The organism is Hyphomicrobium sp. MC8b (genome assembly GCF_905067615.1).
Lineage (GTDB): Bacteria > Pseudomonadota > Alphaproteobacteria > Rhizobiales > Hyphomicrobiaceae > Hyphomicrobium_B.
Map to the genome: position 1 here is coordinate 868,966 of NZ_LR898465.1, position 26,455 is coordinate 895,420.

A 26,455-nucleotide genomic window follows, 5' to 3' on the forward strand; every position below is an offset into this window, starting at 1 on the left:
GACGGTGTCCGCGACGGCCTTGCGCACGCCGACATTTCGTCGGCAAACTCGGATGGTTTTGGGATTTGCGGCGTGTGGCACATGGGTGGCACCAGAACAAGCACTCCCGATCTGCTGGAACCGGGGACACACGTGTTCTCCGGCACCGTCCGGGTGTGGGGCAACGATTATGCTGAGCTCCATACCGACAGTGGCGTTACCATTCAGCTTGTCACCCAGGGGCTTCATGCCTTGCGAGATGGCGAGCGGATCACGGTCGTGACGCGGCGGTATCGGCCGCTCTATCAGATCGAAGAGGTGTTGGACGCCTGACGAGCACGTTTTGGCCCAGTTATCCTTAGCGGGCCGCGAGGATTTGCCAGCCCGTCCAAGTAAGCGCAAAACATATCGGCCAGAGCACCGGCAAAGGCCTTAATTTCCGCCGGGGTGCGCGGCGTTTCCGAGAACTGCTTTCCGACGGTGCTAAGCGTCGTCTTGATGAGTTTGGCTGCTAACGATTGCTGCGACTTCGAGGCATTGGGCAATGCTTCACGCATGAAATTGTCCATCGCTCGTGCGCTCGATGCTCTCGCTTCCTTTGCTTCCGGGGCATTGCGGTAGAGAGGGGCGGCGTCGTCCAACGCGACACGGACTGCGGCTTCGTCGCATTCCGATCGGATAAAGGTATGTACGAGCGTCCGGAGTCGTTGAAGCGCTGGTTTGCGTGAGTCGCCGAGAATGCTGCTCAACAACTCTGTCGTCTGCCGCCACTCGTCGCACTGGAGACGGAAGAGGATCGCCGCCTTGTTCGGAAAATACTGATAGAGCGAGCCGACGCTGACTCCAGCTCTTTCGGCGACCCTCGCAGTTGTGAAACGCTGCGCGCCTTCTTTCGCTAAAACCTGAATAGCAGCGTCCAGAATGGCCGTCACAAGCTCGGTGGAACGGACCTGCCTGGGTTCTTTTCGCGAGGAAATTTGGGTTCTTTTTTTTCGAGACATGGGCGGCGTGGGAAATGCGAATAGTGAATGCGATGGATTAATCGTATTCTTGATCGGGCGGAAGACTGATCAAAAGTCGTAGGAGAGATTACGATGAATACGCTGACTACTCCCCCTGTTGGACCGCTTCTTGATAGCCTCTTTGAAGTAGCCAGCGCCGTCTCACCGACGGACAGTCCTGATTTTGCGGACCTTTCGTCCGAAGAACATGCGCGACTGATGAGCAGCAAGGTTGGTTATCGGGATTTCTATCGGAGACTAAAGGATTTCCCGCTTGCTGTCTCGCGGGAGACGGGAACGTTGCTCTACATGCTTGCGCGCGGATGCCGGGCGCGATCGATCGTCGAATTCGGAATGTCATTCGGCATTTCGACACTGCACCTCGCCGCGGCGCTTCGAGACAATGGCGGAGGCCGTCTGATTACGAGCGAGTTCGAGCCATCGAAAGTGGTAAAGGCACGCGAAAATCTGACGGCGGGCGGTGTGATTGATCTGGTCGAAATTCGGCAAGGCGATGCGCTTCAGACGCTGAACGCCGATCTTCCCGAGGTGATCGACCTCGTGCTGCTGGATGGTGCCAAAGCACTTTATCCGGAAATTCTAAGCTTGCTGGAAAGCCGCCTCAGGCCGGGCGCCTTCGTGATCGCCGACAACGCCGATTACAGTCCCGACTATCTGGCTCGCGTCCGTTCGCCGTCGAATGGTTATATTTCGACGCCGTTCGGTGACGACGTCGAAGTGTCGATGAGGCTCGGCTGATACGAAGTCGCACCGTGCGAGTTCTCCCGCACGGTGCAAACTGTGGTGTTTCGCTGTTCGGCCGCTTAGAACGCCGCGTCGATGTCGACGATGTCGATCAGCTTGTGGTTCACAAACTCCTTGATGCCGAGGCCGAGCAACTCGCGGCCGTATCCTGAGCGCCGGACGCCGCCGAACGGCAGGTCGGCCTTGACCATGGTCGGATGGTTGACAAACACCATGCCGGTTGAGATGCGCTTGGCGACTTCGGCGCCATGAGCGGGGTTCGACGTGAAGACCGAACCGCCAAGGCCGAACGGCGAGTCGTTGGCGATGCGGACGGCATCGTCTTCGTCCTTAGCCTTGAAGATCATCGAGACCGGACCGAAGAACTCCCAGTAACGGGCCGGGTTGTCTTCGGCGATGTCGGTGAGGATCGTCGGCTGCAGGAATGCGCCCTGGTTGGGGACGCTCGGGCCGACTTCGATCGCCTTGGCGCCGTGCGCGACGGCTTGGCGGATCTTGTCCTTGAGGTCATCGACGGCTTTCTGCGACGAGAGCGGCGCAAGCGTCGTGTTGGGATCCATCGGATCACCTGCGCGCAGCTCGGAAACGCCCTTAACATAACGTTCCATGAAGCCGTCGTACGCCGGCTCTTCGATAATCATGCGCTTGGAGGACACGCAGACCTGGCCGGCATTCCAGTGGCGGCCGAACACGGCCCACTTCGCGGTCTTGTCGAGGTCGGCGTCTTTCAGGACGACGAAGGCGTCGGCGCCGCCGAGTTCCATCGTTGACTTCTTGAGTGCCTTGCCGGCTTCAGCCGCAACGATCGAACCGGCGTATTCGGAGCCGGTGAGAGCGACGCCGTGAACGCGCGGATCGTTGAGGACCACGCCGACGTGGGGATGGTCCAAGAAGAGATTGATGAAGGCGCCGTCCGGCAGACCAGCTTCCAGCATGAGGCTTTCGAAGGCCATAGCAGATTGCGGAACGTTGGCTGCGTGCTTCAGCAGGATGACGTTACCTGCCGAGAGCTGGGGCGCGATGATGCGAGCGATCTGGTAGTAAGGGAAATTCCACGGCTCGATCGCGAGGATGATGCCGAGCGGATCGCAAACCAGAACGGCCTCGCCTTCTTCCGGATCTGCAACCGGAAGCTTTTCCGGAGCCAGCAGTTTCTCGGCGTTCTTGGCGTAATATTCAAAGATGCGGGCGGAAAGCTCAACTTCGGCTTTCGCTTCGGAAAGCAGCTTGCCCATTTCGATCGTCAGAATCGGCGCGTACTTATCGACATCGCGGCGCAGGAGGTCCGCAGCCTTCTGCATGATGCGCGCGCGTTCGCGGAACGACGTCTCGCGCCAACTGAGAAATGCATCATGGGCTTTATCGATGGCCTGTTTGATTTCGGATTCGCTGGCCGTCGGAAAGGTCTTCAGGACTTCTCCCGTATAGGGGTTGGTCGTCACGAACTTCATCGTTTGTCCTTCCTAGGATTATCGTCTTGTTTTCCCGATCAGCGCGGGCCGAAGCTCTCAGGACTGATTTTTGGAAAGTGCGGGATGAACTAAGGGTTGCCCGGCGGTCGGGGAAAATATTGAGGTTCAGTGTTTGGAGAATACGACTATGGTTCAAGACAACGTTGATGCAGAGCAATTCTAGGCTCGGTCCTAACCGGACGAGCGTTGTCACCGCGTATCGCGATAAGTGACAATTGCTGTGAAAAACGCCGGTATTTTTTTGGACGCTGTGGGCAAGTGAGAGGAGCGCGCTGTTGCTGACGCTTAGCGCGCTCTCTGATATGGGACGGTCTGCTATGCATTCAGCGCGCCGCGCAACAATCCTCCAAAAGGCGCGAAATTTCAGACTGGCTATCTTGCTTCAACCCAGGGTGGTTGGCCGTGGGTCGTCAGATCATGCCGCCGTTCGCGCGCAGCACTTGGCCATTGATCCATGCGCCTTCCTGACCGGCGAGGAACGAGACGACATTGGCGATGTCTTCCGGAGTTCCGAGGCGTTCCATCGGGTTCATCTTCGCCATTTTGTCGATCAGCTCATCAGACTTGCCATGAAGGAAGAGTTCGGTCGCGACCGGACCGGGCGCAATGGCGTTGACGGTGATCGACCGGCCGCGCATTTCCTTCGCCATGATGCCTGTCATAGCTTCGACGGCAGCCTTGGTGGCGGCGTAGATGCCGTAGTTCTCAAGCTTGAGCCCGATGACGCTGGTCGAGAAATTGATAATTCGACCGCCGTGGCGCAGGTGCTTGCCGGCCTCTCGCATGGCATTGAATGAGCCTTTAAGGTTGATCGCCACTTGGCGATCGAATGTGGCGTCGTCGGCATCGGCAATCGATGAGAGCGCCATGACGCCCGCATTGTTGACGAGCACGTCGATACCGCCGAAGGCTGTTTCTGCCGATTGAAACATGCGGCACACGTCTTCTGGCTTTGATACGTCGGCCTGGGCTGTCACGGCCTTGCCGCCCGCCTTTTCGATCTTTCGCACGACGTCATCGGCTTGGGCGGCGCTGCCGGCATAATTGACGACGACCGTGAAGCCATCCTTGGCGAGACGCTCCGCGACGGTCGCCCCGATGCCGCGTGACGCGCCCGTGACGATGGCGACCTTGTTCTGGTTGACGGTCATTTTCCCTTCTCCTTTGAAAGAGTGCGCCGAGGCGCCTCTGCTGGAAGATGTATCTTTCAGCTTGGCGTATAATCTGGCATTATCCGGCATTACTGTTCGAAATATGCGAACAAATGGGCGATGGACCGAATTGATGCCATGCGGGTTTTCTCGCGCGTCGTGGAGCGGCGGAGCTTTACGCTTGCGGCTGAAGACTTGGGGCTGCCGCGCTCGACGGTGACAGATGCGGTCAAGCAGCTTGAAGCGCGCCTTGGGGTGCAATTGCTGCAGCGGACCACCCGGCACGTCAGTCCGACGCTCGATGGCGAGGCTTACTACCAGCGCTGCCTCTCCATTTTGGCTGATATCGAAGACGCGGAGGGCGCGTTTGCGGGCGCCAAGCCTAAAGGCCTGCTGCGGGTCGATGTGCACGGTACGCTCGGGCGTCACTTTCTCTTGCCGAGCCTGCCGGCGTTTCTTGAAACTTATCCGGACATCGAAATCTACATCAGCGAAGGCGATCGTTACGTCGATCTCGTCCGCGAAGGGATTGACTGCGTATTGCGCGCCGGGTCACTGCAGGACAGCGATATGGTTGCGCGCCGCGTCGGAACGCTCGAGGAGATGACGCTCGCATCGCCCGGTTATATCGCAGCGCACGGATTGCCTCGGCATCCTGACGATTTGCCTGGAAGGCATCGGATGGTCGCGTTCCATTCGACCGCCACGGGCGGGCATCTGCCGCTGGAATTCATCGTCGATGGCAAGGTGCGCAATATCATGCTGCCATCGACTGTCTCGGTGAATGGTGCGGAGACCTATCACGTAGCGGCGAAGCTCGGTCTCGGGCTCATTCAAATTCCGCGCTATCGCGGTGACATTGCGGTGCAGGCGGGCGAGCTTGTCGAAGTGCTGCCGGATTATCCGCCGACGTCGACGCCGGTTTCGCTGCTTTACCCGCGCAATCGCCAGCTGTCGCCGCGGGTCCGAGTTTTCATCGACTGGGTGGCCAAAGAATTTGCGGTGCGTAACGCCGAGGTGCAGCGTGCCTAGCGCACTATGAATTTAAAGGGCTGCGTGAACGTCATCGGCTTCAGGCTCACTTCCGGCGGAATGGGCGGAAAAGGCGTGGCGCGGTCGAGGGCGGCGAGTGCTGCTTCGTCCAGAACGCGATATTTCGATGACGACATCACTTCTCTCGAAAGAAGAGCGCCGTCGGTGCCAATCGTGTATTTCAAAACGACCACACCCGTTTGCCGCGAGCGTGGATTGACTTTCGAGTGCTGCACCCGGTCGTTGATTTGTCCCAGATAAATTCCGACGACACGTGCCTCGCCGCCGGTCTTCACCGTTGCCGAACTTTCTTCGGTGACAATCGCGACCTGCTCGGGCTGGGCCTCAACTTCCTTTGTATCGGGCTGCTGCTCTGCCATCGGGGTGGGGGGCGATGGCTTGTCGACCTGCGTAACCTTCGATTCCTTGAGTTGGTCTAGGGGCGGCAAGTCTCCGGGCTTGCCGGAGCTTGGCGCTTTGAGAGGGGTCGGCAGCGGTGTCTCGGTGGGTTGCGCCGCGATCTGTTCGACGGCGCTTTTCTGCGGTGCGGCGATGGCGTCGAGCTGTTCGCTCGGCTTTGTTGTGGGGTGCGCCGGCGCGGGACGTTGCTCTTCTACAGTTGCGGCAGCGTCGGGTTTCCGACTTTCAACTTTGCTGGCGTCGTCGCGAAGCTGCTCCGCTGTCGCTACGAGGGGGCGTTGGGCAGCCGGAGCTTGCTCGCGAACCGGCGCGACGTCCGGTGTGATTTGTCGTCCGGCGTCGTCTGGGAGGTCAATCAGCGGGTCCGACGAGGTCACGGTCGGCGGTTGCGTCGACGGCTTTCGCGGTTCGATCGCCGGAATGTCCTCGGTGTTTTGTGCTTGCTGAGCGTCCGGGGCGTCATGAAGTGGCGTCGGCGGCGCAACGGGCGATGATTGCGGCGCCGGTTTTTGCTGCGGAAGCATAGCGACGTCCTGCGCGCTTTTTTCCAGCGCACCGCCGCTCACGTCGCGTAACGGCATCGGCGTAACGGTGCTTGACGCTTCCGGCGGCGGCTTGCGCTCGTCCATCGGCACGACGTCCGGCGTCGCAAGGCTTTCGACGCTGTCGCCGCGATTGGCCACGGTATCTAGGACCATGCCTTGCGGCATCAACTCAATGTCCTGTCCCGTGCCGAAATCGAGGATTTCCAGCTCCTCGTTGTGAAGCCTGGGCCATATCGCGTAGCCGATCAAGCCGTGCACGGACAGCGAAAGCAGAATGGCAATCGTTCGCAGCAACATGGCAAGATCCAAGTTCTTCCCTGCTGGGTGCGAGGCGCAACTTGGCTGACGCAAAAATGCAGGCGGACAAAATTAGATTTTCGCGCCGGCCCGATCAACTTTTACTGCTTGTTGCGGTTATGGCGACGCCGAAATGCGGCCTGCGCGCTTAAGTGGGCATGGCCAAGTTGCGGTGCGCTTAGGTCGGCATTGTCGACATGTCCGGCACCCAGCCCTCCGGCGTCTTGCAGAAGAGGGGACATTTGATCGGTGCACGAACGTGAGAAGGGGAAGTTGAGCGAGGTTGCCGGAGCATGCGTTCCCAGGCGCTCATTTCCTTCATGCGGTCACCACGCCGACAATATTTGCCAATCTTTTCATCAATTCGAGCTCAGCATAAACCGTGCCTCCAGAAGCTAAGCTCTTGAGCTAGTTCGATGGCAGCTTCCTGAATGAAGCTAAAAATCGAAGAGAAAATCTACAAGCAACCTGCGAAAGCTTAAGCAACACGATCGATGTGGGAGGATTGCCGCGTGTCTAGGCGCCCGGACTTGGTTCGAGAGAACGACCGTACCGCTTCCGGTACAGGCCCACCGGCGGATGCCACAAGACTTTTTGTTATCGTCGCATAATGATGGTGCATCGCCGTTTTGATTGCATACGTAAATAATAACTGCGGCTCGAACATCCGCTTTTTGACGATTTGCAGCAACTGCGCCCGATAACGACGTGCGATGGCCCGATCATCAATTTGGTGAACCACGCGCAGCGCTAGAACTGCAAACATAACATAATTTTCGATGCAGCTTTTTATCCAGGCCCAGCGATGATTTCGCCAATAGGGCAATTGATGAACCGCAAACTTGAACTTACCATCCACGAACAACCTATCGAGACGCTCAAAATAGGCGCTCGCCGAATAGGACTTTTCGGTCGCTCGCACCAGTCCTTCACGCAGCATGGCAGGCGACATTCCAAGAGGAATAACGTTCGTGCCAAAGGCATCGCTGCCGGCATCATCGTTCAGCCGGCCTTCTGATTTCAATCTCTCAAAAAGAGGTGTTGTTGGAATGGCGTGCAATAGTCCAATAAGAGCGTGCGCGATGCGGGTTTCTGCGAGGAAACCCGGCAAGACATCGAAAGCTTGCGGTTTGTCGCTGTCGAATCCAACGATCATTCCGCACCAAACATCCAGGCCGTGATCCTGGATGCGTCGAACGCGCTCAACAAGCGTCCCGGCACGCTCTCGAACATTCTGAAGTTTTTTTGTTTCCTTGAGGGAGGCCTCATCTGGGCTTTCAATACCGATGAAGACGCTTTGAAACCCAGCCTGTCCCATCAGGCCCATCAACTCTTCATCTTCTGCTAAGTCGAGTGAAGCTTCCGTGAAAAGCGTGAGCGCATAGGCATGCGCCTCTTGCCATTTGGCGATCTCACGCAGCAGCGGTTTGATTGCTTTCTTATTTCCGATGAGGTTGTCGTCAACGACGAAGATGATCCTAACGCCGGCACGATAATAGGCATCGAGTTCGTCGATCACCTGATCGGCTGACTTGAGACGGGGCTTGCGCCCGAATGTAACGATTATATCGCAGAACTCGCACGTGAAAGGACAGCCGCGCGAAATCTGCATACTCCCAAACATATAGTGCTGTGATTTCAACAGGTCGAGGCGCGGCAGCGGCAGTGTGGTCATGTCGGTTTTTTCAGCCTGTTCGTAGCGATGTGCGTGCCGCCCTGCCCCCCACTCTTTGATAAATTGCGGCCAAGTAACGTCTGCTTCGCCGACAAAAATAACGTCGGCAAGATCTTGGAATGCTTCAGGCTCGACGGTTGCCATGGGGCCGCCTACGACCGTGAATACATTGCGCAGACGAAGCTGGTCGAGGATCTCCAGCAGTCGCGCGCCCTGCACTGACATTCCCGTCAAGCACACCATGTCCGCACGACCGAGACGCTCGAAGTCCAAGTCTTCGACGTTCTCATCGACGATCGTAACCTTATGGTCGTCCGGGACGAGCGCCGCGAGGAGGGGCAGGCATGCAACCGGCAAGTTCGCACGCTTGCCCAGCATCCCCATGCAGTGCTCCATGCCCCAGAAGGACGTATTGAAGCGTGGATTGATGATGACGATGTCAGCCATTAGTCACCTCGCTGGGGCGAAACCTACCTCTTGCCGGTTCCAAACGCGGTGACACCTAGACTGGTTGCCATGTTCCCTATCTGGAACGGCGTCATATCGGCCAATCGAAAGACAAGGGATCATCGGAGCAGGCGTCGGTCAACTAATGTCATCTCAAATGTTGCGGTGCCTGCAGAAGCGGGGGGGCCGACGCAACCTGCCTCGCTTAGTTAGCGAAGGTCTGAAGAGCGAAAGCGGTCATAATTGCTGTTAGCTCGTTCAGATACCGTCTAGGGCAGCAAGAGTCGAGGAATGGGATTAAATCACCTGCGGCTGGAGCGATCGAAATAGCGATGCAACTCATCGCTTATTTGACCGTCAACGGCGCCGAGAGATACGTACTTTACGGGACGCTTGGGAGCAGCTCGAAATATCGAAGTCACGCTCTGTATTGCCTGGCTTTTTGGAGCAAAAATGCTGGTGCTGCCGGAGGGGACTGGACCATCCTTGAGGGGGCTTGAATTCCTTGAAGAAACCGCTCGTGCCGACAGGCGATGTGGCAGGCGTTGTGTTCGGTCCCGTTGAAGGCCCTTTTATGGCTCGCGCTCATGGTCCTTCAGCCACTGCAGGACCGCTTCGAGCCGATACACAACGCGGGCGACGTTGCCTTTCCCGAGCTTGGTGGCGGGAGGCCCCTTGCCGTCCAGGCGCCAGTCCTCGAGCGTGCGGGGCTTTATCCTGATCATGGCCGCCACCTCGGCTGTGGTAAGATAGACCGGCAGGTTGCGCCCGTCGGAGGTCATGCGTCGCGGTCCTTGAAAATCCCGCCGAGAACCTAAACATCCACGACGACTTCTGCTAGGGTCCCGCCCGCAACTTTTCTTATAGGCTCGTCTTGTCCACGCCGCGCGACATCAAGGCCATCGAACGCGACCTCACCGGCGCGGTGATGGGCTACAACACGTCCCGCATCAACCTCAGGAACACGCTGCGCAGCCTGCACTTGCGCGCGAGGTCCGAGGACCGCTTGCTGAACCTCGCCGAGGAGTTCGGCGTCGACCACGCGCTCAAGGTGCTTGCCGAGACGCCGGAGGTGCTTGATTTCGAGCGCGCCCCCACCATCGCCGAGCTTGCCCAGGTGAAGCCGCAGCTCGCCGCCGCGCATGATGCCCAGGGCCGCGCCGACCTGCTGATGGCCGAGAAGGAAAACCTGCTCCGGGAGAAAGACCCCTCGCGCCCCAAGGCGATCCTGGTCGCCGGCCGCGAAACGGTCGTCGACACAACAAGGGGCGTGGCGATCGACGTGGAGACCGGCCGTGAGCAGGCACTGACGGTGGAGCACGTCCACACCAGCGATCTCACCCCCGACGGGGAGCAGGACGACGAGCAAGAGCAAGGGATCTAGCCGTCAAGGCAATCAAAAAGACCAACACCTTTGGCAACTATTCGCTCGGTGTTTTGGCTATCCCGACGGCGCATCGGCAACTGTCACGGGGAAAAAGATTTATCCTGGCTGATCAGCCCGTCGAGCGACTCGTCTAGCGACGAAGTGAGGACAGTTTGCGGTTGACGTCTCAACCAGCGGCAAACCGTGGGCATGAAACTCGGCCGCCCGACGACTCTTGAGTCGCCGGGCGCGTTTCTGAAGCGACACCGACGCTTGATCTCAATCCGGAGCGCCTTGCGAGGCAGCGACCGGCCGATGCCGTGCGACCTTCAGAACTTCTGACCGAGTTGCACGACCGTGATGATCACAATTTTATCTGCCATCGCCGACTGCACCCCATGACACCTAACCCTGAAGCAAAGAACCGCCCATGTTTGCAATCGTGCAAAAAAATCGTTGACTTTGCAGTTGCCGCTTCCATACTGGCGACATCGCTAAGGAAAGACGATTCGATGCTGCCACCGACCGAAGCCGAGATCCGCGGGATTCTCGGTCCCCACGAGAAAGACATTCTGGCGGTGGTGCACGGCGCCTGGCAGGACTTCCAAGATTTGGGGCTCAGCGGCCGGCTCCGGTACAAGCGGAACCGGGCAGGCTTGGTGCACGATTTCATGGTCCAGCGCGGAATGGGTCTGTGGGGCGAAGGTTCCGGCGTCACTTGGCAGGAGAAGGACGAAACCGCGAAGTTCATCTTCGCCGAAAAGGTGGTAGTGAGGTTCAAGAAGGCCGATGAGAACGGGCTGGGCTCCAATATCATGACCCAAGCCGTCATGGCGTTCGTCGACCCCCAAATGGAATTGCCGGGCATTCCCTCCGTCTCGAAGGTCGAGGTAGTGTATGCCCTGAATGCATTTGAAACTCAGATCGAGACGGTGGCCGTGGTGTCCCGTGACGGCGACCAGGAACTCTGGTCCTATGTTATCGACGACCGGGGCGGTGCAGCTGTGATTCCGCTGCCTTTGGCACCGACGCCCACCGAACCGGATGTCGTCATCACCCCCAAAGCGCTGCCGGAAAAACCAAAAAAGACCGGGTGAGATATGTCTACAGTTCCGAACGGCTCGATGCTGCGCATGGCGCGGCAGCTACGTGGATTCCAACAGGGTGAGGCAGCTGAAAAGCTGCACGTCACGGCGGCAACTCTATCGCGGGCTGAGAACAACGTCGTCCTGCCCAGTGAAGAACTTCTGGCTGCAGCGGAGAATGTCTACGACGTACCTAGAACCTTTTTTTATCAAACCGATACGGTGTACGGCGCACCCGTCAGCGTCCATGCCATGTTCCGCAAAAAGGCCGATGTCACGGCCCGTGAGCTCGACCAGATCATCGCGGAGCTGAACATCCGCACTTTTCACCTGCGGCGCCTCTTGGACGGCGCAGACCTCAGGGCATCCAAGAAAATTCCACGGCTCGACGTCGAGTCCTTTAATGGTGATGTGGAGGGGATCGCTGAAATGGTCCGTGCCCACTGGCAAATTGCGCCTGGTCCTATCCCCAATTTGACGGCATTAGCGGAGTCAGCGGGCATCATGGTGGTGCATTCCGACATGGGTGGCGCCGACGTCGATGGCGTGAAGTATGATGTCCCCGGTTTGCCACCAATCATAATGCTGAATAGCCAGAGACCGGCGGACAGGCTGCGATTTTCGCTGGCCCACGAGATTGGCCACCTCGTGATGCATCAAGTTCCCAATGTGGATATGGAAGATCAGGCCAACCTTTTTGCCGGGGCTTTCTTGTTGCCGCGGCGGGAAATGAAAGCTGCCTTTTCTCGAAAATTGGATCTTCGGCGGCTGGCTGAGCTGAAACCCGAATGGAAGGTTTCAATGCAGGCGTTGCTCTATCGCGCGAAAACCATTGGAGCCGTAAACCCCAATCAACTTCGCTATATGTGGCAACAATTTAATATTCATCGAATTCGCCAAAAAGAACCTCCTGAATTGGATTTCCCAGTGGAGGCTCCGACGGTGGTCAAGAAGTTGGTGGATTTCCACCTGCAGGTACTGGGTTATTCCATAAGTACCTTGGGTGAGGCTCTACGCTGGAAGCCACAACAGGTTGAAGCCATGTATGGCTTGGAGGCGCCGCGTGCGCGGCCAATTTTTCGCGTCATTAGCAAAAACTGATCTATCTAAGCTATTACGTGCGCCACTCCTAAGGGTACGGGCTGCCACAGACGCGTGGTGCCCACCCGCTGAGCAGTGGGCGCAAATCGATACGGGCGGAGAAATCCCCAAGATGATAAACTTCGCTAAACGTGGGGGAACACATGTCTGCCGTTGTCGAGCGCATCAAAGAATTTGTTCAGTACGCAAAAACTCTCAAAGGCGACGAGAAGGGTGAGGCTCAGGTTTTCTGTGACCGTCTATTCCAGGCGTTCGGCCACAAAGGTTACAAGGAAGCAGGCGCTGAACTGGAATTTCGGATTAAGAAGACCAATTCCAAAAGCACGAGTTTCGCCGACTTAGTCTGGAAACCGCGCGTGCTAATCGAAATGAAGAAGGCAGGGGAACGTCTGCACCTTCATCAACGCCAGGCTTTCGATTACTGGCTGCATCTCGTACCTAATCGCCCACGTTACGTTGTTCTTTGTAACTTCAATGAATTTTGGATTTACGACTTCGACAAACAATTCGACCAACCAGTCGATGTCGTTACTTTGAATGAACTGCCGGGCCGCTACGATCCTCTCAGTTTCCTTTTTCCAGAAAATAAGGAACCGGTTTTCGGAAACGATCGCGAGATGGTTTCCCGTGATGCTGCCGCGAAAGTAGCAGAACTTTTTCATGCCTTAGTCGGGCGAAAAATACCGCGCCTGGATGCGCAGAGATTTGTACTGCAACTGGTCGTCACCATGTTCGCGGAAGATATCGATCTTCTGCCTGCTAACACGGTGACGCATATCGTCCGTGACTGTCTAAAGCACGGGCAAAATGCTTATGACCTTTTTGGCGGTCTGTTCAGTCAAATGAACACCAAAAAGCCTGCAACGGCAGGTCGTTATAAACAAGTTCCATACTTTAATGGTGGTCTCTTTGAACAAATCACACCAATCGAACTGCGACCTGAAGAACTTCTTCTAATTTCAAACGAGGAAAACGAGGGCGCAGCAGATAAAAACTGGAAGATGGTCAATCCAGTAATCTTCGGAACTATCTTCCAACAGAGCATGGATAAGGGCCAACGCCACGCCTATGGTGCTCACTTTACATCAGAAGCGGACATCATCCGGATCGTCACACCCACGATCGTCCGCCCTTTTGAATCAAAAATTGCTGCCGCGAAAACTCTCAAGGAGTTGATTCAACTGCGATCGGAAATCGGCTCTTTCCGAGTTCTAGATCCGGCATGCGGCAGCGGAAACTTCTTGTTCGTCGCCTTCCGCGAACTCTCTAGACTCGAAACAATACTGCTCAGTAAAATCGAGCATGAGTTCAGTGCCAAGGCGTTTGAGCAAACTTCGAAAATCGCATGCACTATCAGTGCGAAGCAATTCTATGGCATTGAACAAGATGCCTTTGGTGTGGAACTCGCCAAAGTGACTCTAATGCTTGCCCGCAAACTGGCCTGTGACGAAGCTCAGGAAACATTGCGACGCGATCAAAACGTACTAGACTTGGCAGCGGCGGAAACCTTGCCTTTGGATAATCTCGACGGGAATTTTACGTGCGGTGATGCGTTGTTCGCAGATTGGCCTCCGGTCGACACCATCATTGGAAATCCGCCATTCCAAAGCAAAAACAAAATGCAGGAGGAATTTGGCGCTGAGTATCTGCATAGGTTACGAGAAAAGCATCCCGATGTGCCGGGCCGCGCGGATTATTGTGTATACTGGTTCAGGCTTACACACGACCATTTAAAACCGGGACAACGCGCTGGTCTTGTTGGCACAAATACAATTCGGCAAAACTATTCACGAGAGGGAGGGCTCGACTATATTGTCTCCTCCGGTGGCACCATTACCGAAGCGGTATCAAGTATGCCCTGGTCCGGTGAAGCCAATGTCCACGTTTCCATCGTGAACTGGATTAAAGGCGAAGATAGCGGCGAGAAGCGCCTCTATCTCCAGGTCGGGAATGATCCCACAGCGGGCTGGACATTTGAGGATCGGCCCAGCATTTCTTCGGCATTATCATTCGGGTTCGACGTCACCAAAGCGATCGCGTTGCGCGCTAATGCTTTAAGCAAAGCATGCCACCAGGGACAAACGCACGGCCATGAAGGGTTTCTACTGACCCCTGACGAGGCGAAAATGATGATCGCGGCCGACGCCAAAAACAAAGAAGTAATTTTCCATTCCTAATCGCCAACGACCTTATCGGCGGGCGCCGCAGTCTCCCCAGTCGGTTTGTCATCGACTTCGGCGAAAAGGATTTGCTCGAAGCGAAGGCCTATAAAACACCCTTTGCTCGCGTCGAGAAACTTGTTCTACCTGATCGAAAAGAAGCCGCTCGTGAGGAAGCGGAACGAAATAAACCCGTACTCAAACGAAATCCGGAGGCGAACGTAAACCAGCACCATGCAAACTTCCTTGCACAGTGGTGGCGACTATCTTACCGCCGCAAAAAGCTAATGGCTCTTCTGGCAACCGTCCCAAGATACATCGCATGTGGTCGGGTCACTAAACGTCCGATTTTCGATTTTGTAAGCCGTGACATACACCCGAATGATGCGGTGATGGTATTTCCCTTGGCGGATGACTACTCTTTTGGTGTTTTGCAGTCCACGATGCACTGGAACTGGTTTACTGAGCGCTGCTCGACGCTCACAGAACGATACAGGTATACATCCAATACGGTTTTCGATTCCTTCCCTTGGCCCCAATCTCCGACAAAGGCGGAAGTGATTGCAATTGCCAAGGCTGCTCGACAATTGCGGAGCGAGCGAACACGATTAAGGGATATGCACGACTACTCCCTTCGCGATTTATATCGCGACATCGACGGCCCGGGCGATCACCCGTTGGATGCGGCTCAAGATGCACTCGATCAGGCTGTCAGGAAAGCGTACGGGATGCGCGTAAATGCCGACCCCCTCCGGTTCCTCTTTGAGCTGAACCTCTCACTCGGTCAGCTCGAGGCGGCCAAATCACCAATTACTGGACCCGGGCTGCCCAAGGCCTTCCAAGGCCTGCAGGACGTATTTTCCAAGGACGCGGTTTGTTTGCCGAAATGATTGGTGGGTGATCACGGGCTCGAACCGTGGACCCGCTGATTAAGAGTCAGCTGCTCTACCAACTGAGCTAATCACCCGCTGGAATTCTGAGGACAATCAAGCGCCCCAGAAGACGCGGACAGCGCATAGCATTCTCCCGAGCAGCCTGTCCACCCCAGAATAAGTCCAGCGTTCCGCTCAATCAGATCTTAGGAGCTTTTTCGGTGAAGCCAGATCTTCTGCATCATTCTCGTTGTCTGCTAGTCGCGGCTGCGGGGCGGGAAAGGCGGTTTGGTCCAGGGCCGCTCCTTGATCCGCCTGTTGTGGTGAAGATACCGATAGGTGGTCTTCACATCGGCGTGCCCCAGGTAGTCGTCCTCCATGTTGCCGCAAAGCGTGCAGCGGGCACCGTTGAAGTAGGGATTGCCGCAAACACCGCAGCGCATGTGCCACGAGATGCCCGGATGCTCCGGAGGCCGAAAAGGCGGGTCTGAATGCGAGGAGAGACTTGCCAGCAATTTGCGCGTCTTGGGGCGCAACGCCTGGCGGGGTTCTCTCCCGCCAGGGGCAGCGGGTTAGGTGGCCGCTTTGCTCTGCTCGACTGACCACTGCCAGTTGGCGCGGTCTATGGTCCTCAATGAATGACCCGTCGCCACCTTGAGCTTCCAGAGCTCGTCGAGGTAGTCGAGATAGTAACCGACCGATGGGCTGTCCATTTTAGTGCCGAGGGCCTGCAGAGCGCGGAAGTCGATGATCGTGAACCGCTCATCGTCCGGCTCCTGCAAGGCAGTAAGGATGGCGGAGGCCATAGGCGCAGCCACACCGTCCAAGCCGCAGAGGATGCCCATCGCCGTGCGCTCCTGCTCAGTGTTCATGGCGAAATCCAGTGCCTCGAAGATTTCCTCGGGGGTATTGGACGTGAAGTGATGGAGGCCGAGGTGAGACTTCCACCGCATGATCACATCGAGATCCTTGAGCGTGTCCTCAGTGTGTTGACCCTTGCGTGCCCGGATACGCGCACCGGCCTCAAAGGCCGCGGCATCCTTGTTGCCCTGGGTCTGCATGTATCGCTCTGCTAATGCGGGTATTTCCGCGCAGGGGAATTGTAATTCGAAGCCATTTGCCATTTTGATAATTCCTTATTTCTATATTATTTCAATATAATAGGCATCGCGCCATTTCCGGTTTCCGTCAATTATGATTCGGCGTCGCGTGGCAAAAAGCAACGTAATTACAATATAATAGATGTATTGTAATTGTATTTCCTCAATACGACAATTGAGGGCAGGCACCGACGGAAAGCAGCATTCGCGCGAAAGCGCAAAACGATTCAGGCGGATATAATAATCCTGTTCCCCCGCCGTCACCCGCCCGCCTTCCCTGTCGGCACTTCCGCAACAGGGGGACGCGGCACGTATGCGGCCCGCACACACATTGAATCCAAAACAGGCAACCGCTGTTGGCGAAACCCCATCGATGGGTAGCATGGGAGGCAAGGTACAGCGGAGGCGCCATGGCCGGGGCGGTGAGAACCGTAACAACCAAAGGGTGGGCTTCGCGTAGGCGCCCCGCCAGCGGAAGCTGCTTCAGCGACGACCAAGCCTGAGACATATCCGGACCCGGCCCGCAGCATCATCACGTTGCTCTGGGGCCGGGTTTTCCCGTCCGGACCTATCCGCGTGGAGGGTCTCAACCACGCCGCTTCGCCGCACAATCCCCTCATGACCTTGCTCAAGACGGGAGGGAAGGTCCGGGCGGTCAGAGCTTGCCGCAGACGAACGCGAAGAGGAGGCTGGCCCGTAGATGCCCCACGATTTCACGTACGACCGCGATGAGCTGGGCCGCGTGCGGATCGTCGCGGTCAAACCCGACTATCCCCTGAACAACCCCTTCGAAAAGCTCAGCGGCAGCGTGAGGAACGAAATCCTCTTCTGGCCCCTCACCCGCGCCGAACGGCAGATGGTCCGGGGTTCAAGGCACCTCCCGCTCGAGGAACGCCGCGTCGTCGCCCACCATATCCTGAGCCTCAGGGCGGAAAAGTATCGCGACCACCAGGCCTATCTCGCCCGCGAGGCCAAGCGGCTCCGCGACCAGGACGTCATCGACGACGAGAACCGCCGCGCCGCGAACTGGAACAACCACCTTGCCCGCGAGGCGGAGATCAGGGCCGAGGCCGAACGCAACAGGCCACCGCCGCCACCCCTCGCATCGGGCGCGAAACCGGAAACCTACGCCACCAAGGACGCGACCTGGGAAAGGGACGAGGAAGACGAGATCGAAATGTGATCTGTCAAGATTGACGTTAAAAAAGGTTCAGCTCAAATTTACGCGCTAAGAAAGAATCCATGCATGTCCCTTACCCATCCGGCCGATACGTCGTCACCCCAAGACCAGACCCTGTTGGATGGCATTCCGTTTCCCAAGGTGGATCAGGCAGCGGTGCTGAAATGGAGGGAGCGGTTGATTAAGGCCCAGCAGGCGGTGTTCGCATTTGACGAAGCCCATGCGGGGGACATCGAGGCCCGTGTTTCGAAAGAACGGTTCTTTCTCGACCTGGAGCGGCGCTGCGCCGAGGCGCGTTATGAAGGTGAGCTTCTGCCTTTGCCTTTGGTGTGATGCCGATGAGGAAAAGCAGGTTCCCTTTGCAAACTCTTTCCAGTCGTTACAAGTTCATGATTGAAGCCACGTGCAACAAGTACCGGGGCATCGCGAGGGATTTGGATGTGGCGGTGGCTGAGCCTTGGAGTGCAAGGAACCCCCATTGGCATGACGACCGGTTGTTCTTTGTCGATTGGGTCGCAAGGGCGGAACGGGTACTTCCGTATTTGGTGAAACGGATGGAGCGGGAGGAGAAGTTGTTGTTTGATCAGGATCTGGACAACGACGATTCCGAAAACGAGGACGAAAACTCCCTCTGACCTCACCGCTTCGACCGCATCTTCGCGATCGCCGCCTCCACCGCCTCGGCGTCCGGATGCCATGACCTGGGCGCGGTCTTCCTGAGCGCCTCCTCCAACGCATCCTGCATCGCTTTTGCAAGCTCCTGCTCAATCACCCCCGTCGCCACCTCGGAAAACGACGCCACGGGTCCCACAAGGGCCCAATAGCGGTGGAAGGGTGTCGGATGCTTCTGCGCGTACGCGAAAACGCGGAGGATCTTCTCCGCCGCCCGCTTCAACGTGAGCTCGGCACCATGCATGGGGGCCTATGCGCGCGCCCGCGAGCCTTCCTGACGCCAAACCAAATCCTGTCGCCTGTTTTGTAGCTGTAAAGGTTCGGGAGGAAATGTTCGGGAATGTTCTGGGGTATGTTCTGTTCTATATATACAAAGCCCCCGATTATGCGCGCAGTCCGCCCCCGTTTATGCGCGGAAGCGCCCCCGGATATGCGCGGGCCCTATCCAAAACGCCCCCGGATATGCGTGGCCCCGCCCCCGAATATGCGAAGCCCGCCCGCAATCCCAAGCTGACGGCGGGCCCGTATCCGGCCGGGCGCACCCGATTATGCGTGGTGGGCAATGGGATGCAATCCCGCGAGCGAAGAACGCCAAGGCGCCCCCGATTATGCGTGCCCCAAAGGTGAACGCACGCCCCCGAATCTGCGTGGGGACAGTCATGGCGACCGCCCCCGAATATGCGCGTCCAAGTGCAGGCAACGCCCCCGATCATGCGTGGAGCGCACCAACCAAACCCCTGAAAGGATGAACCTTGCCTCTTAGGGACGCGTCGCCGTCCCGCCCCTGAATCTGCGTGGATGGTTGGAAGCGCCCGCCCCCGAATATGCGCAGGCCCATGGGAACTGCGCCCCCGAATATGCGTGGGGATGAAAGACAGCGTGGCCGACAAGATATTTGGAAGGACATGCTGAGGACTGCGTGGAACACGGAACACGCCGAAATGGGCAGCGCCCCCAGATATGCGTAACAATGATGCTCTATTTCCGGGGTTTGGCGGGTAGGGCCATCACCTCGGCGACACCGGGTTGGATTGTGAAACCGTGTTCGTTGAGCTGGACCTGCAGCTTCGGGAACACTTCCTTGATCTGCTTGATCTCCTCGGCGAAATCCGCGCGGAACTTGCGCTCGCGCAGGTAGCCCTTGCCGAACTGCTCCTTGAGGGCTTCCCAGCTGATCGACTTCTGCTCCTTGAGCGCGCGGAAGCGGTAGGTGAGCCAGAAGTAGATGTCGAGCTTGCGGGGAGAACCCTGGAAGGCCTTCACCGCATTCATGTTCAGGGGGATGGAATGGCGCGTGATGCTCTCGAAGAACTCGCGGCTGAAGGTGATGCGTTCGGGCCAGAGGATCTTCTCCTTGGCGGACGTGGGCAGCCACAGGTCCAGTTGCGAGAACGGCTGGGTGTTGATGTTGCGGGTCTTCTCCCCCTTCTCGCCCGCGAACAGGCCGATGCGCATGTTGCAGGCCGCCAGCGCGTTGATCTGCTGCTTGAAGGCATGGATGGAGCCTTGCTTGCCGCCGGTGACCGCGATGCCCATCGATCTGATGAAGGCGGACAGGGAACTCTCGATCTCGATGTCGGGCCGCCCCTGGATGATGGCCTGGCTGGTGAGGTGCATCAGGAGCAGGCGCGCGCGGGAGCCCGACGGCAGCGGCTGCTCTTCCCATTGCCCGGTGTGGGGGTTCAGGAGTTCCCCCGCCGAGATCTTCAGCTTCATCTGGCCCTGGGTGGCTTCCCAGGTGCGGTCGGCGGTGGGCTTGTAGGGTAGCCCGCACATCGCGAGCACCGAGTGGATGTGGCGCAGGTTGTCACGCTCGACCCCCTTCCCTTCGGCGAAGAGGTGCTGGGTCTCGGCGCGGCGCCGCTGGTCGCGCGGCAAGGTGGCGAGGCGGTCCCGGCGGGCCTGCTCGTCCCTCAGCCGTTGCAGTTCATGGTCGCGGATGAAGGGCGGGGTGTCGGAAAGCCGTTTGAGGAGATCGGCGTCGCGGATGCCGCCCACAGGCTCCAGCCCCACGTGCGGCAACGCCTCGGCCTGTTCGGCCGGAGCGACGACCAGGGCTTGCGGTCGGCTCATGCAAGGGGCGCCTCCACCGAAGGTGTGAAGGTATGAACCTGTGAAGGTGTGAAGGTGCACATGTGTCGGACCAGGTCAGCTTCCACGGCGGCCATCCTTGAACAGGTCGATGTCGTGGACCGTATACCCCGCATCCTTGAAGGCCTTGATGACCAGATACCTCACGGTGGCGGACTCGGTGATCGTCTTCTGCTTGAGCTCCTTCACCACGTAGGCTGGCAACTCGACGGTGAAGCGCTCGGTCGGCGCCGGATTGACCTTGCGGGCGCGCTTCGGGAGTTGCGTGACGTTGGCGGCGTCCTGGGCGTCCCGTTTGGCTTTTTCGTCTTTGGGGTAGACAAGCGACGGGATGTTGCTGCGTTGGACTTCCTTGTCGACGGCATCCATGAGCTCGTCCAAATGCGGGACCTCGGTAGGCCTGCCGTCCTTTTCCGTGGGATCGTCGAAGACGGAGCGGAACCGTTTGGTTGGCTTGTTCATGCTGCGACTTTCTCTTCTAGCATTTCGGCAAGGGTGCCCAGTTTGTCGGCGTTGGAGATGATGCCCTCGATTTCCGTGACGAGGGCGTCGATCTCGTCGACGGCCTTCTGGACCGGTCCCCGCTTGCGGTCGGCGAAATGGGGCGGGAGGCCGGTGACGAATGACTCGCCGTAGGCCGCGCGCCTGCTGATGATGGTGTCGAAGCGCGGCAGCGTGGCATTGCGGAGCTGCTCAAGGAGGTCGCGTTCGAAGGCCGCGAAGATGTTCCCGGCGTCGTTGACGAGCAGGCGGTGGATGATCTTCTTGCGGACGGTCTTCTGGATATGGCGGAAGCGGCCCAGAAGCTTGTTCGCCTCGGCGATGTCCGGTTCGCTCAACTTGATGGGCGTGATGGTGAGCGCGGCGAAGACGGCCAGACGGATGAGCGTGTCGTTGAGTTGGCCGGCGAGGTCGATGAGCACGTAGTCGACGGGCGCGTGCCAGATGGCATAGAAGACGTCCTTCGTGATTTCGGTGGGCCCCTTCTCCACCGTGATGTTGTGGATGTCCTGGGTGTCCTTGTTGGCGCTGTACCAACGCCAGAGGGTTTGCGAGCCATCGTAGTCGATGATGTGGACGCTGTGGCCCTTGGCGGCGAGCGCGCCCGCGATGTTCAGGCAATTGGTCGACTTGCCCGCGCCTCCTTTCGGTGAGGCGAAGGTGATGATGGTCGGTGGCGTCGAGGTGTTCATGACGAGATAGTGCGTACGCGGATGAATAAGGTCAACGTATACCGCTTCCATACTGTGCAGTCATCATGAGGGGGTGTGGCATAACCCCAACATGTGAAGGTATGAACCTTCATACATGCACACCATCACACCTGCACAGGTTCACACGTTCACATGTGCAGGTTCACACCTTCACATGTATGGAATTGGGGCCCACGGCGGGCTGCGTAACTTGTGTAGGTATGAAGGTGTGAAGGTGTGAGGGTGTGAAGGTCCACACCTTCACATGTGAGGTGTGAAGGTGCACAGGTTCACATGTGAAGGTGCATACCTGTGATGGTGTGAAGGTGCACATGTGCAGGTGTGATGGTTCACAGGTTCACATGTGAACCTTCACAACATTGGAACACCCGGCGACGATGTAGCGAAAGATATGAAGGTCCACACCTTCACATGTGCAGGTTCACATCTCCAAACAGCGCGAAATCGAATCCAGCAGCGCCTGTAAACGGCGAAGCGTGCGAAGAGAACGCGGTCGGTAAGCATCCACCGACGTCAATATCGAAAGGCTCCCGTAGACCCCCGTAGACCACGTCATGAGGGTTAGGGGTGAGGGCGTTGGCGCCTACAAATGCCCGCAACCTGGCGAGGCAAGATGGCGGACAAGAAGGAAACACTCAAGGGACTGGCGACGCTGTTCGGAGGCGGCGGGCGTGTGCGCCGCGTCGACTACAAGGGTCCGAGGAGAAGGCTGAACCTGAGGCTGCCAGGCCAGGTTCTGAGGGATCTCCGGATCATCAAGCACATCACCGGCGAAGACCAGAACACCTTCTGTGTGAGGAAGCTCGAGGAAGCCATCGCGAAGGTCAAGGAGGACCTGAAGGCTCAGCATGATCCAGCAACGTGGGATACGATCGTCGGCTTCATCGACCGGAACCGCCGGTAGAACATGGATGGTCGACACGCTCGTGGCGCTCGGCATCTTGGCGAGCGTGGCGCTGATGGCGGTCTCGGCCACGCTCAATTTCCGGATGGGGGTGCGGAGCGCCGACGGCATTGATGGATGGGTTTATGGCATCGGCGCGGCTTGCGGGGATGTCCTCAAGGCCATGGCCCCCTTCATGGGGCATTACGGCCTCAAGCACAAAGACCGCGTGGCGGCCGGCGTGGCGCTGGCGGTCTTTCTTGTCCTGACCGCGTATTCCTTCACCGCCGCATACGGATTCTCGGCGTTCCACCGCGCCGACCGGACGGCGTGGGCCGACAAGAGGATCGAGGACCACGGCACCGCCGCGGCCGCTTACCGCCGGATCACCGAAAGGCTCGACAAGCTGGGGCCGCAACGCACGCCCGGCGAAGTGCAGGCGGCGATCGACACCCTCTACGCAAGGCCGGTGGGGAAGGTGACGCTCGAAAAGGCATCCGAGCATTGCAACGTCCTTCGTCAATGGACGAGGGGCCCATGCGGCAAGGTGGCGGCCCTGGAGGAGGAATTGCAGAGGGCGAAAGCTTACCAGCAAGCGGAGTCGCAAGAGCAGAAGATGCGCCTGGACATGAAAGGGGAGGGGGCAACGCCGACGACGGATGATGCGCAACTTGCGGGCATTCGAAGCCTGCTGGCCGTGGTCCACGTGACTGTGCCGAAGGAGGTCGTCGGATACGGCTTGGCCCTGTTGCTCGCGCTGCTGATCGAACTCGGGAGTGGCCTTGGGCTCTATCTCGTCACCACGCCGCTTAGGGTGGGCGTGAAAGCGAAGGGCGGGGGACATGAATATAATCCCGACGGGCAAAACAGCCTGCCGGTGGAACAGCAGCGGGGAGAGGTCGTCGAGTACGTCACCAACAATGTCTTCATGAGCGAGGAAGGAGAGCTTGGCCTCGATGAGCTGTTCACGGATTACCTGTCGTGGTGCCGGAAGCTGAACCGGTATCCGGTGGCGCGCGCGTCCTTCGAGAAGGCCATGGCCCGCTTTGCCCAACTCGCCGGCTTGGAAGCGACGGCGGCGGGCGGCGACATTTGGATCGGCGGCATCGCGATTGTGGGGGATTGATATGTCCGGGCGCGCAAGGAAGATGTTCAGCTGGGCCGATCCATCTGACCGGGAAAAGCTAGGCCTGGGGCTGATGGACGAGGGGCGGGTGCTGGCACTCGACTGGCTGATCGCAGGAAGCCAAGAAGAAAGGCGACGCGTCGAAGCGAAGGCCCTCCGGCTGTTTGTCCGGCTTGCTGCCATCGAGGTGGTGGATGCGCGGGAGGAACTCGCCCGGAGGCGGCAACGGGCAAGGCGCAATGACCAGCTGGTCATCGGCACGCTTGGCCGGATGGCGGACGCGCTCGACGCGGCCCATGCCGATTTCCTCGCGGGTGGGGATGGCAGGGCGCACGTGGCTCAGGCGTTGACGGCCGCGAACGTGTTGCGGGCCGAAGGGTTGCTAGGCTGGTTCAGCTACGGGCCCTATGCGGGCCTGCAGCTGGTGGCGGGCCTCCTCGCGGAGCAGAGGGCCTTCGACTTCGGTGTGGTCGACGACCTGCAAACGCTCGCGTGGTGCACCCGGGAGATCCCTGCGCACGAGATGCCGCTCGGCGGCGACGCCGAATGTTCCACATTCCACGGCAAATATGATGGGTTCCTCTCGACGCGGGTGAGGGGAGGGTGACGGACACGGCGCCATCACCTCCCGAACAGGTCGGCTTGCTTCCATTTGAAAAGCGCTTGGGCGTATCGCGGGTGGAGGGCTTCGCGGTCAAGCAGGGCGGTGAAGTAGGCGACGGGCCCGCCCGCCGCCACCACCTTGTCTTCTTCGGTCTCGACGACATGGTGGCCGTTTTCAGAGACCGGCAAGGGAGCCCCGCGCGGGCTGACCAGCCGCAGCACCAGGCGGGACCAGCCGTCGATCTTGTGGTCGCGCACATGGTCGATGCGACACGCAAGATCGCGCCAGGTGAAAGGGAAGGTTTCAGGCGGCCTCGGCATGGCGGCCTCCGGATTCCGTGAAGGCGGTGATGAAGCGCACCGCTTCGGAAGCACGCGCGGCCGCCCTGAAGATCGCCTTTTTGTCTTCCTTGATATGCTTCAACCAATGGCCGACATATTCCGCGTGCTCTTTGCGGACGACAGGGGAGATGCCAAGCTCGGCACAGGCCATCGCGGAGCCGATGTCGGCAATCAGTTCCTCGAACGCGTAAACCGCATCGCCGAAGGTCTTTCCCTTCTCGCGGTTGAGCCGGTGTGGCGCACCGGTCCAATGCATCAGCTCATGCGCCAGGGTCGCGTAGAAGGCTTCGCGCCGTTGTTCCACATCGCCGTGGAACAGGCCGGCGTCGGGCATCCTGATAAGGTCGGCATCACGCACGTAGCAGGCGCGGTCACCACCCACCACCACCGTCGCCCCTGTTGCCGCAAACACCCGCTCGACGTGATCGAGCCGCTCAAAGGGCGGTGCCGGCGGTGGCGCCTCCTTCGGCACCCAGCCTTCGCATTGCTCGACGTTGAAGACGGAGTAATGCTTCAGCACCCGCCGCGTGCCGTCGTCGTCCTCACGCGCGTCGTCAGGCTCCACGGTGATGGATTTGTAGAAGACAACGATGGATGCTTTCTCGCCCTTGCGGACCTGGAGACCGGCATCCTGAAGCTGGCGGAAGGATCCCCAGGTGTTGGTGCCGTAGCTTTTGTTGAGGGCGCTGCAGAACAGGGAAATGCAGTTCACCCCGTGGTAGCTGTGGCCTTCGATGTTGGTCGGGATGAACGACAGCCCGTTGCCCCGGTGCCAGGGCATCTTCCATTCGCCGACGCCGCGCTCGATGGCGGCGACGATGGTGTCGGTGACCGCTTGGTGGACGTCGAGGTGCTTGCTCATCGTACCACCTCCCGCCACACGCGGACGGGCAGGACGACGTCGACCCCGCGCCCGCCGCCGGACCTGCCGTGGTGGAAGATCCATGCCCTCGCCGCGCGCGTGAAGCCGGCGTCCTCGAGGTCGGCTGTCGGCACCGACTCCGGGAACGCCCCGGAACAGCTCATCGTGCCGACGTCGTGCAGATGAAAACTGCACGCAAACCGTGGCGTGGTGATCTGGAACCGGTTGCTGTAGGCGAAGGCCAGTCGCCGCACCTCGCCGCTGGCCAGGATGACGTAATCGCCGACCAACGGTTTGAAGACGAGGGACCGGAACCTCATCGCGGTGCCGAGGAGTGCCGCATCCTTCTCGTCGAAGACGATGTCCTCGGTGACGGGAACGATCTCGGGGGCCACCACGTCCTCGAACTCCGGGGCGACCGCAACGTCGATTTCACGGTAGACGCGGCACGGGATCATCGCGGCGACGCCGTTATGGGCCCGGTGTTCGTTGTGGTGGAAGAACCAGACGGCGCCCTCGCGCAAGCCCTCGCATTCCTCGAGGTTTGTTTTCCTGATGGCGGGGTCGAGGCTCCCCGAGTAATCAAGGTTTCCGGTGCTCGCGAAGTAGAATGACCCCGCCTGGTCCCGAACCGTGACCTGCAGGGCGTCGCCCCAGTCATGGGTGAAGCGGCGCGTCTCACCGGTCTTCATGATGCAGAAGTCGCCGACACGCGGTCCCTTGATGTGGGCACGCCGTGTTACCCGTTCGAACAGGATGTCCTCGTCCCGGTCGTCGAGGTCGGTGCGGTCCTGCCGCAGCGGTTGTGTTGTGGTCATCTCTCTCGCCTTCATTTTTTCCACAGGGCGGGCGCATCAGGCGCGCCGCCAGCGCCGTGAAAAGCCGGGGCCCTCGGGGCCCGTCACCCGCAGGGCGAGCGCGCACGCGCGAGAGGCGGAAGCCTTGACGGGAAGGGGAACCGGCTTAGGCGCTGGTCAAGGCGGCGCGACCCGCCGTGGTCTGGCCCCCTTCCCCC

General features: G+C 58.9%; 28 protein-coding genes and 1 tRNA gene. 14 read left to right on the forward strand and 15 right to left on the reverse strand.

Going from position 1 to position 26,455, the window contains the following annotated elements; all coding sequences use genetic code 11:
* Positions 1-81 precede the first annotated feature (81 nt).
* On the forward strand, positions 82-312 hold the full coding sequence (locus ACLB1Z_RS04145; RefSeq protein WP_409562163.1) for a hypothetical protein: 231 nt from the start codon (positions 82-84) through the stop codon (positions 310-312).
* On the opposite strand, the gene ACLB1Z_RS04150 is transcribed toward ACLB1Z_RS04145, so the two are convergent.
* Positions 285-980: a TetR family transcriptional regulator gene (locus ACLB1Z_RS04150; protein WP_409562164.1), complete on the reverse strand. Its 696-nt coding sequence runs from the start codon at positions 978-980 to the stop codon at positions 285-287. The two genes, ACLB1Z_RS04145 and ACLB1Z_RS04150, sit on opposite strands and share 28 nt — an antisense overlap.
* A 93-nt stretch (positions 981-1,073) precedes the next feature.
* Between ACLB1Z_RS04150 and ACLB1Z_RS04155 the strand changes: the two genes are divergently transcribed.
* Positions 1,074-1,739: an O-methyltransferase gene (locus ACLB1Z_RS04155; protein WP_409562165.1), complete on the forward strand. Its 666-nt coding sequence runs from the start codon at positions 1,074-1,076 to the stop codon at positions 1,737-1,739.
* A 65-nt stretch (positions 1,740-1,804) separates the two neighbouring features.
* Here ACLB1Z_RS04155 and ACLB1Z_RS04160 read toward each other — a convergent pair whose 3' ends face one another.
* Both ACLB1Z_RS04160 and ACLB1Z_RS04165 read right to left on the reverse strand, forming a co-directional pair.
* Positions 1,805-3,196 carry an NAD-dependent succinate-semialdehyde dehydrogenase gene (locus ACLB1Z_RS04160; RefSeq protein WP_409562166.1) on the reverse strand — a complete coding sequence of 464 codons (1,392 nt, stop codon included), beginning with the start codon at positions 3,194-3,196 and terminating at the stop codon, positions 1,805-1,807.
* A 431-nt stretch (positions 3,197-3,627) separates the two neighbouring features.
* Positions 3,628-4,368 (reverse strand): SDR family oxidoreductase, encoded by a 741-nt coding sequence (locus ACLB1Z_RS04165; protein ID WP_409562167.1) that lies wholly within the window; start codon positions 4,366-4,368, stop codon positions 3,628-3,630.
* A 120-nt stretch (positions 4,369-4,488) separates the two neighbouring features.
* Here ACLB1Z_RS04165 and ACLB1Z_RS04170 point away from each other — a divergent pair, with 120 nt between their 5' ends.
* Positions 4,489-5,400 (forward strand): LysR family transcriptional regulator, encoded by a 912-nt coding sequence (locus ACLB1Z_RS04170; protein WP_409562168.1) that lies wholly within the window; start codon positions 4,489-4,491, stop codon positions 5,398-5,400.
* On the opposite strand, the gene ACLB1Z_RS04175 is transcribed toward ACLB1Z_RS04170, so the two are convergent.
* The 3 genes from ACLB1Z_RS04175 to ACLB1Z_RS04185 all read right to left on the reverse strand — a co-directional run bounded on the left by ACLB1Z_RS04175 (position 5,397) and on the right by ACLB1Z_RS04185 (position 9,566).
* Positions 5,397-6,662 carry a TonB family protein gene (locus ACLB1Z_RS04175; RefSeq protein WP_409562169.1) on the reverse strand — a complete coding sequence of 422 codons (1,266 nt, stop codon included), beginning with the start codon at positions 6,660-6,662 and terminating at the stop codon, positions 5,397-5,399. The genes ACLB1Z_RS04170 and ACLB1Z_RS04175 overlap by 4 nt on opposite strands.
* Positions 6,663-7,140: 478 nt before the next feature.
* Positions 7,141-8,784 carry a B12-binding domain-containing radical SAM protein gene (locus tag ACLB1Z_RS04180; protein WP_409562170.1) on the reverse strand — a complete coding sequence of 548 codons (1,644 nt, stop codon included), beginning with the start codon at positions 8,782-8,784 and terminating at the stop codon, positions 7,141-7,143.
* Positions 8,785-9,356: 572 nt separating this feature from the next.
* A complete protein-coding gene (locus ACLB1Z_RS04185) occupies positions 9,357-9,566 on the reverse strand; it encodes a helix-turn-helix transcriptional regulator (protein WP_409562171.1) in 210 nt (69 codons plus the stop codon).
* 92 nt (positions 9,567-9,658) lie between these two features.
* Here ACLB1Z_RS04185 and ACLB1Z_RS04190 point away from each other — a divergent pair, with 92 nt between their 5' ends.
* The 5 genes from ACLB1Z_RS04190 to ACLB1Z_RS04210 all read left to right on the forward strand — a co-directional run bounded on the left by ACLB1Z_RS04190 (position 9,659) and on the right by ACLB1Z_RS04210 (position 15,385).
* Positions 9,659-10,168 (forward strand): hypothetical protein, encoded by a 510-nt coding sequence (locus ACLB1Z_RS04190; RefSeq protein WP_409562172.1) that lies wholly within the window; start codon positions 9,659-9,661, stop codon positions 10,166-10,168.
* 494 nt (positions 10,169-10,662) lie between these two features.
* Positions 10,663-11,247: a hypothetical protein gene (locus ACLB1Z_RS04195; protein ID WP_409562173.1), complete on the forward strand. Its 585-nt coding sequence runs from the start codon at positions 10,663-10,665 to the stop codon at positions 11,245-11,247.
* A gap of 3 nt (positions 11,248-11,250) precedes the next feature.
* Positions 11,251-12,336 carry an XRE family transcriptional regulator gene (locus ACLB1Z_RS04200; RefSeq protein ID WP_409562174.1) on the forward strand — a complete coding sequence of 362 codons (1,086 nt, stop codon included), beginning with the start codon at positions 11,251-11,253 and terminating at the stop codon, positions 12,334-12,336.
* 143 nt (positions 12,337-12,479) lie between these two features.
* Positions 12,480-14,513: a DNA methyltransferase gene (locus ACLB1Z_RS04205; protein ID WP_409562175.1), complete on the forward strand. Its 2,034-nt coding sequence runs from the start codon at positions 12,480-12,482 to the stop codon at positions 14,511-14,513.
* A gap of 71 nt (positions 14,514-14,584) precedes the next feature.
* Positions 14,585-15,385 (forward strand): type IIL restriction-modification enzyme MmeI, encoded by an 801-nt coding sequence (locus ACLB1Z_RS04210; RefSeq protein WP_409562176.1) that lies wholly within the window; start codon positions 14,585-14,587, stop codon positions 15,383-15,385.
* A gap of 1 nt (position 15,386) precedes the next feature.
* On the opposite strand, the gene ACLB1Z_RS04215 is transcribed toward ACLB1Z_RS04210, so the two are convergent.
* Positions 15,387-15,462: transfer RNA gene (locus tag ACLB1Z_RS04215), tRNA-Lys, on the reverse strand.
* Positions 15,463-15,939: 477 nt separating this feature from the next.
* Entirely contained in the window at positions 15,940-16,491 is a 552-nt protein-coding gene (locus tag ACLB1Z_RS04220; protein WP_409562177.1) for a hypothetical protein, read from the reverse strand.
* A gap of 676 nt (positions 16,492-17,167) precedes the next feature.
* Between ACLB1Z_RS04220 and ACLB1Z_RS04225 the strand changes: the two genes are divergently transcribed.
* The 3 genes from ACLB1Z_RS04225 to ACLB1Z_RS04235 all read left to right on the forward strand — a co-directional run bounded on the left by ACLB1Z_RS04225 (position 17,168) and on the right by ACLB1Z_RS04235 (position 18,282).
* Positions 17,168-17,650 (forward strand): hypothetical protein, encoded by a 483-nt coding sequence (locus tag ACLB1Z_RS04225; RefSeq protein ID WP_409562178.1) that lies wholly within the window; start codon positions 17,168-17,170, stop codon positions 17,648-17,650.
* 63 nt (positions 17,651-17,713) lie between these two features.
* A complete protein-coding gene (locus tag ACLB1Z_RS04230) occupies positions 17,714-17,980 on the forward strand; it encodes a hypothetical protein (protein ID WP_409562179.1) in 267 nt (88 codons plus the stop codon).
* 26 nt (positions 17,981-18,006) lie between these two features.
* Entirely contained in the window at positions 18,007-18,282 is a 276-nt protein-coding gene (locus ACLB1Z_RS04235; RefSeq protein ID WP_409562180.1) for a hypothetical protein, read from the forward strand.
* 2 nt (positions 18,283-18,284) lie between these two features.
* Here the strand turns inward: ACLB1Z_RS04235 and ACLB1Z_RS04240 are convergent, their stop codons facing one another.
* From ACLB1Z_RS04240 to ACLB1Z_RS04255, 4 genes are all read right to left on the reverse strand, one after another.
* Entirely contained in the window at positions 18,285-18,563 is a 279-nt protein-coding gene (locus ACLB1Z_RS04240; protein ID WP_409562181.1) for a hypothetical protein, read from the reverse strand.
* A gap of 734 nt (positions 18,564-19,297) precedes the next feature.
* Complete coding sequence (locus ACLB1Z_RS04245; protein ID WP_409562182.1) at positions 19,298-20,392, reverse strand: replication protein RepA; 1,095 nt, start codon at positions 20,390-20,392, stop codon at positions 19,298-19,300.
* 75 nt (positions 20,393-20,467) lie between these two features.
* Entirely contained in the window at positions 20,468-20,872 is a 405-nt protein-coding gene (locus ACLB1Z_RS04250) for a hypothetical protein (protein WP_409562183.1), read from the reverse strand.
* Positions 20,869-21,603, reverse strand: a complete 735-nt coding sequence (locus tag ACLB1Z_RS04255) for a ParA family protein (protein ID WP_409562184.1) — start codon at positions 21,601-21,603, stop codon at positions 20,869-20,871. The genes ACLB1Z_RS04250 and ACLB1Z_RS04255 overlap by 4 nt, the downstream gene beginning before the upstream one ends.
* Positions 21,604-22,213: 610 nt before the next feature.
* Between ACLB1Z_RS04255 and ACLB1Z_RS04260 the strand changes: the two genes are divergently transcribed.
* The 3 genes from ACLB1Z_RS04260 to ACLB1Z_RS04270 are packed head-to-tail and all read left to right on the forward strand — an operon-like array spanning position 22,214 to position 24,240.
* Positions 22,214-22,528, forward strand: coding sequence for a hypothetical protein (locus ACLB1Z_RS04260; RefSeq protein WP_409562185.1), 315 nt, complete (start codon positions 22,214-22,216; stop codon positions 22,526-22,528).
* 7 nt (positions 22,529-22,535) lie between these two features.
* Positions 22,536-23,633, forward strand: a complete 1,098-nt coding sequence (locus ACLB1Z_RS04265) for a hypothetical protein (protein WP_409562186.1) — start codon at positions 22,536-22,538, stop codon at positions 23,631-23,633.
* Between the two features lies 1 nt (position 23,634).
* A complete protein-coding gene (locus ACLB1Z_RS04270) occupies positions 23,635-24,240 on the forward strand; it encodes a hypothetical protein (protein ID WP_409562187.1) in 606 nt (201 codons plus the stop codon).
* Positions 24,241-24,254: 14 nt separating this feature from the next.
* Here the strand turns inward: ACLB1Z_RS04270 and ACLB1Z_RS04275 are convergent, their stop codons facing one another.
* Genes ACLB1Z_RS04275 through ACLB1Z_RS04285 form a run of 3 tightly spaced genes read right to left on the reverse strand, consistent with a single transcriptional unit; the run spans position 24,255 to position 26,258 of the window.
* Entirely contained in the window at positions 24,255-24,557 is a 303-nt protein-coding gene (locus ACLB1Z_RS04275) for a hypothetical protein (protein WP_409562188.1), read from the reverse strand.
* Positions 24,541-25,440: an ArdC family protein gene (locus tag ACLB1Z_RS04280; RefSeq protein WP_409562189.1), complete on the reverse strand. Its 900-nt coding sequence runs from the start codon at positions 25,438-25,440 to the stop codon at positions 24,541-24,543. Before ACLB1Z_RS04280 ends, ACLB1Z_RS04275 begins: the two co-directional genes overlap by 17 nt.
* Positions 25,437-26,258, reverse strand: a complete 822-nt coding sequence (locus tag ACLB1Z_RS04285) for a hypothetical protein (RefSeq protein WP_409562190.1) — start codon at positions 26,256-26,258, stop codon at positions 25,437-25,439. The genes ACLB1Z_RS04280 and ACLB1Z_RS04285 overlap by 4 nt, the downstream gene beginning before the upstream one ends.
* Positions 26,259-26,455 lie beyond the last annotated feature (197 nt).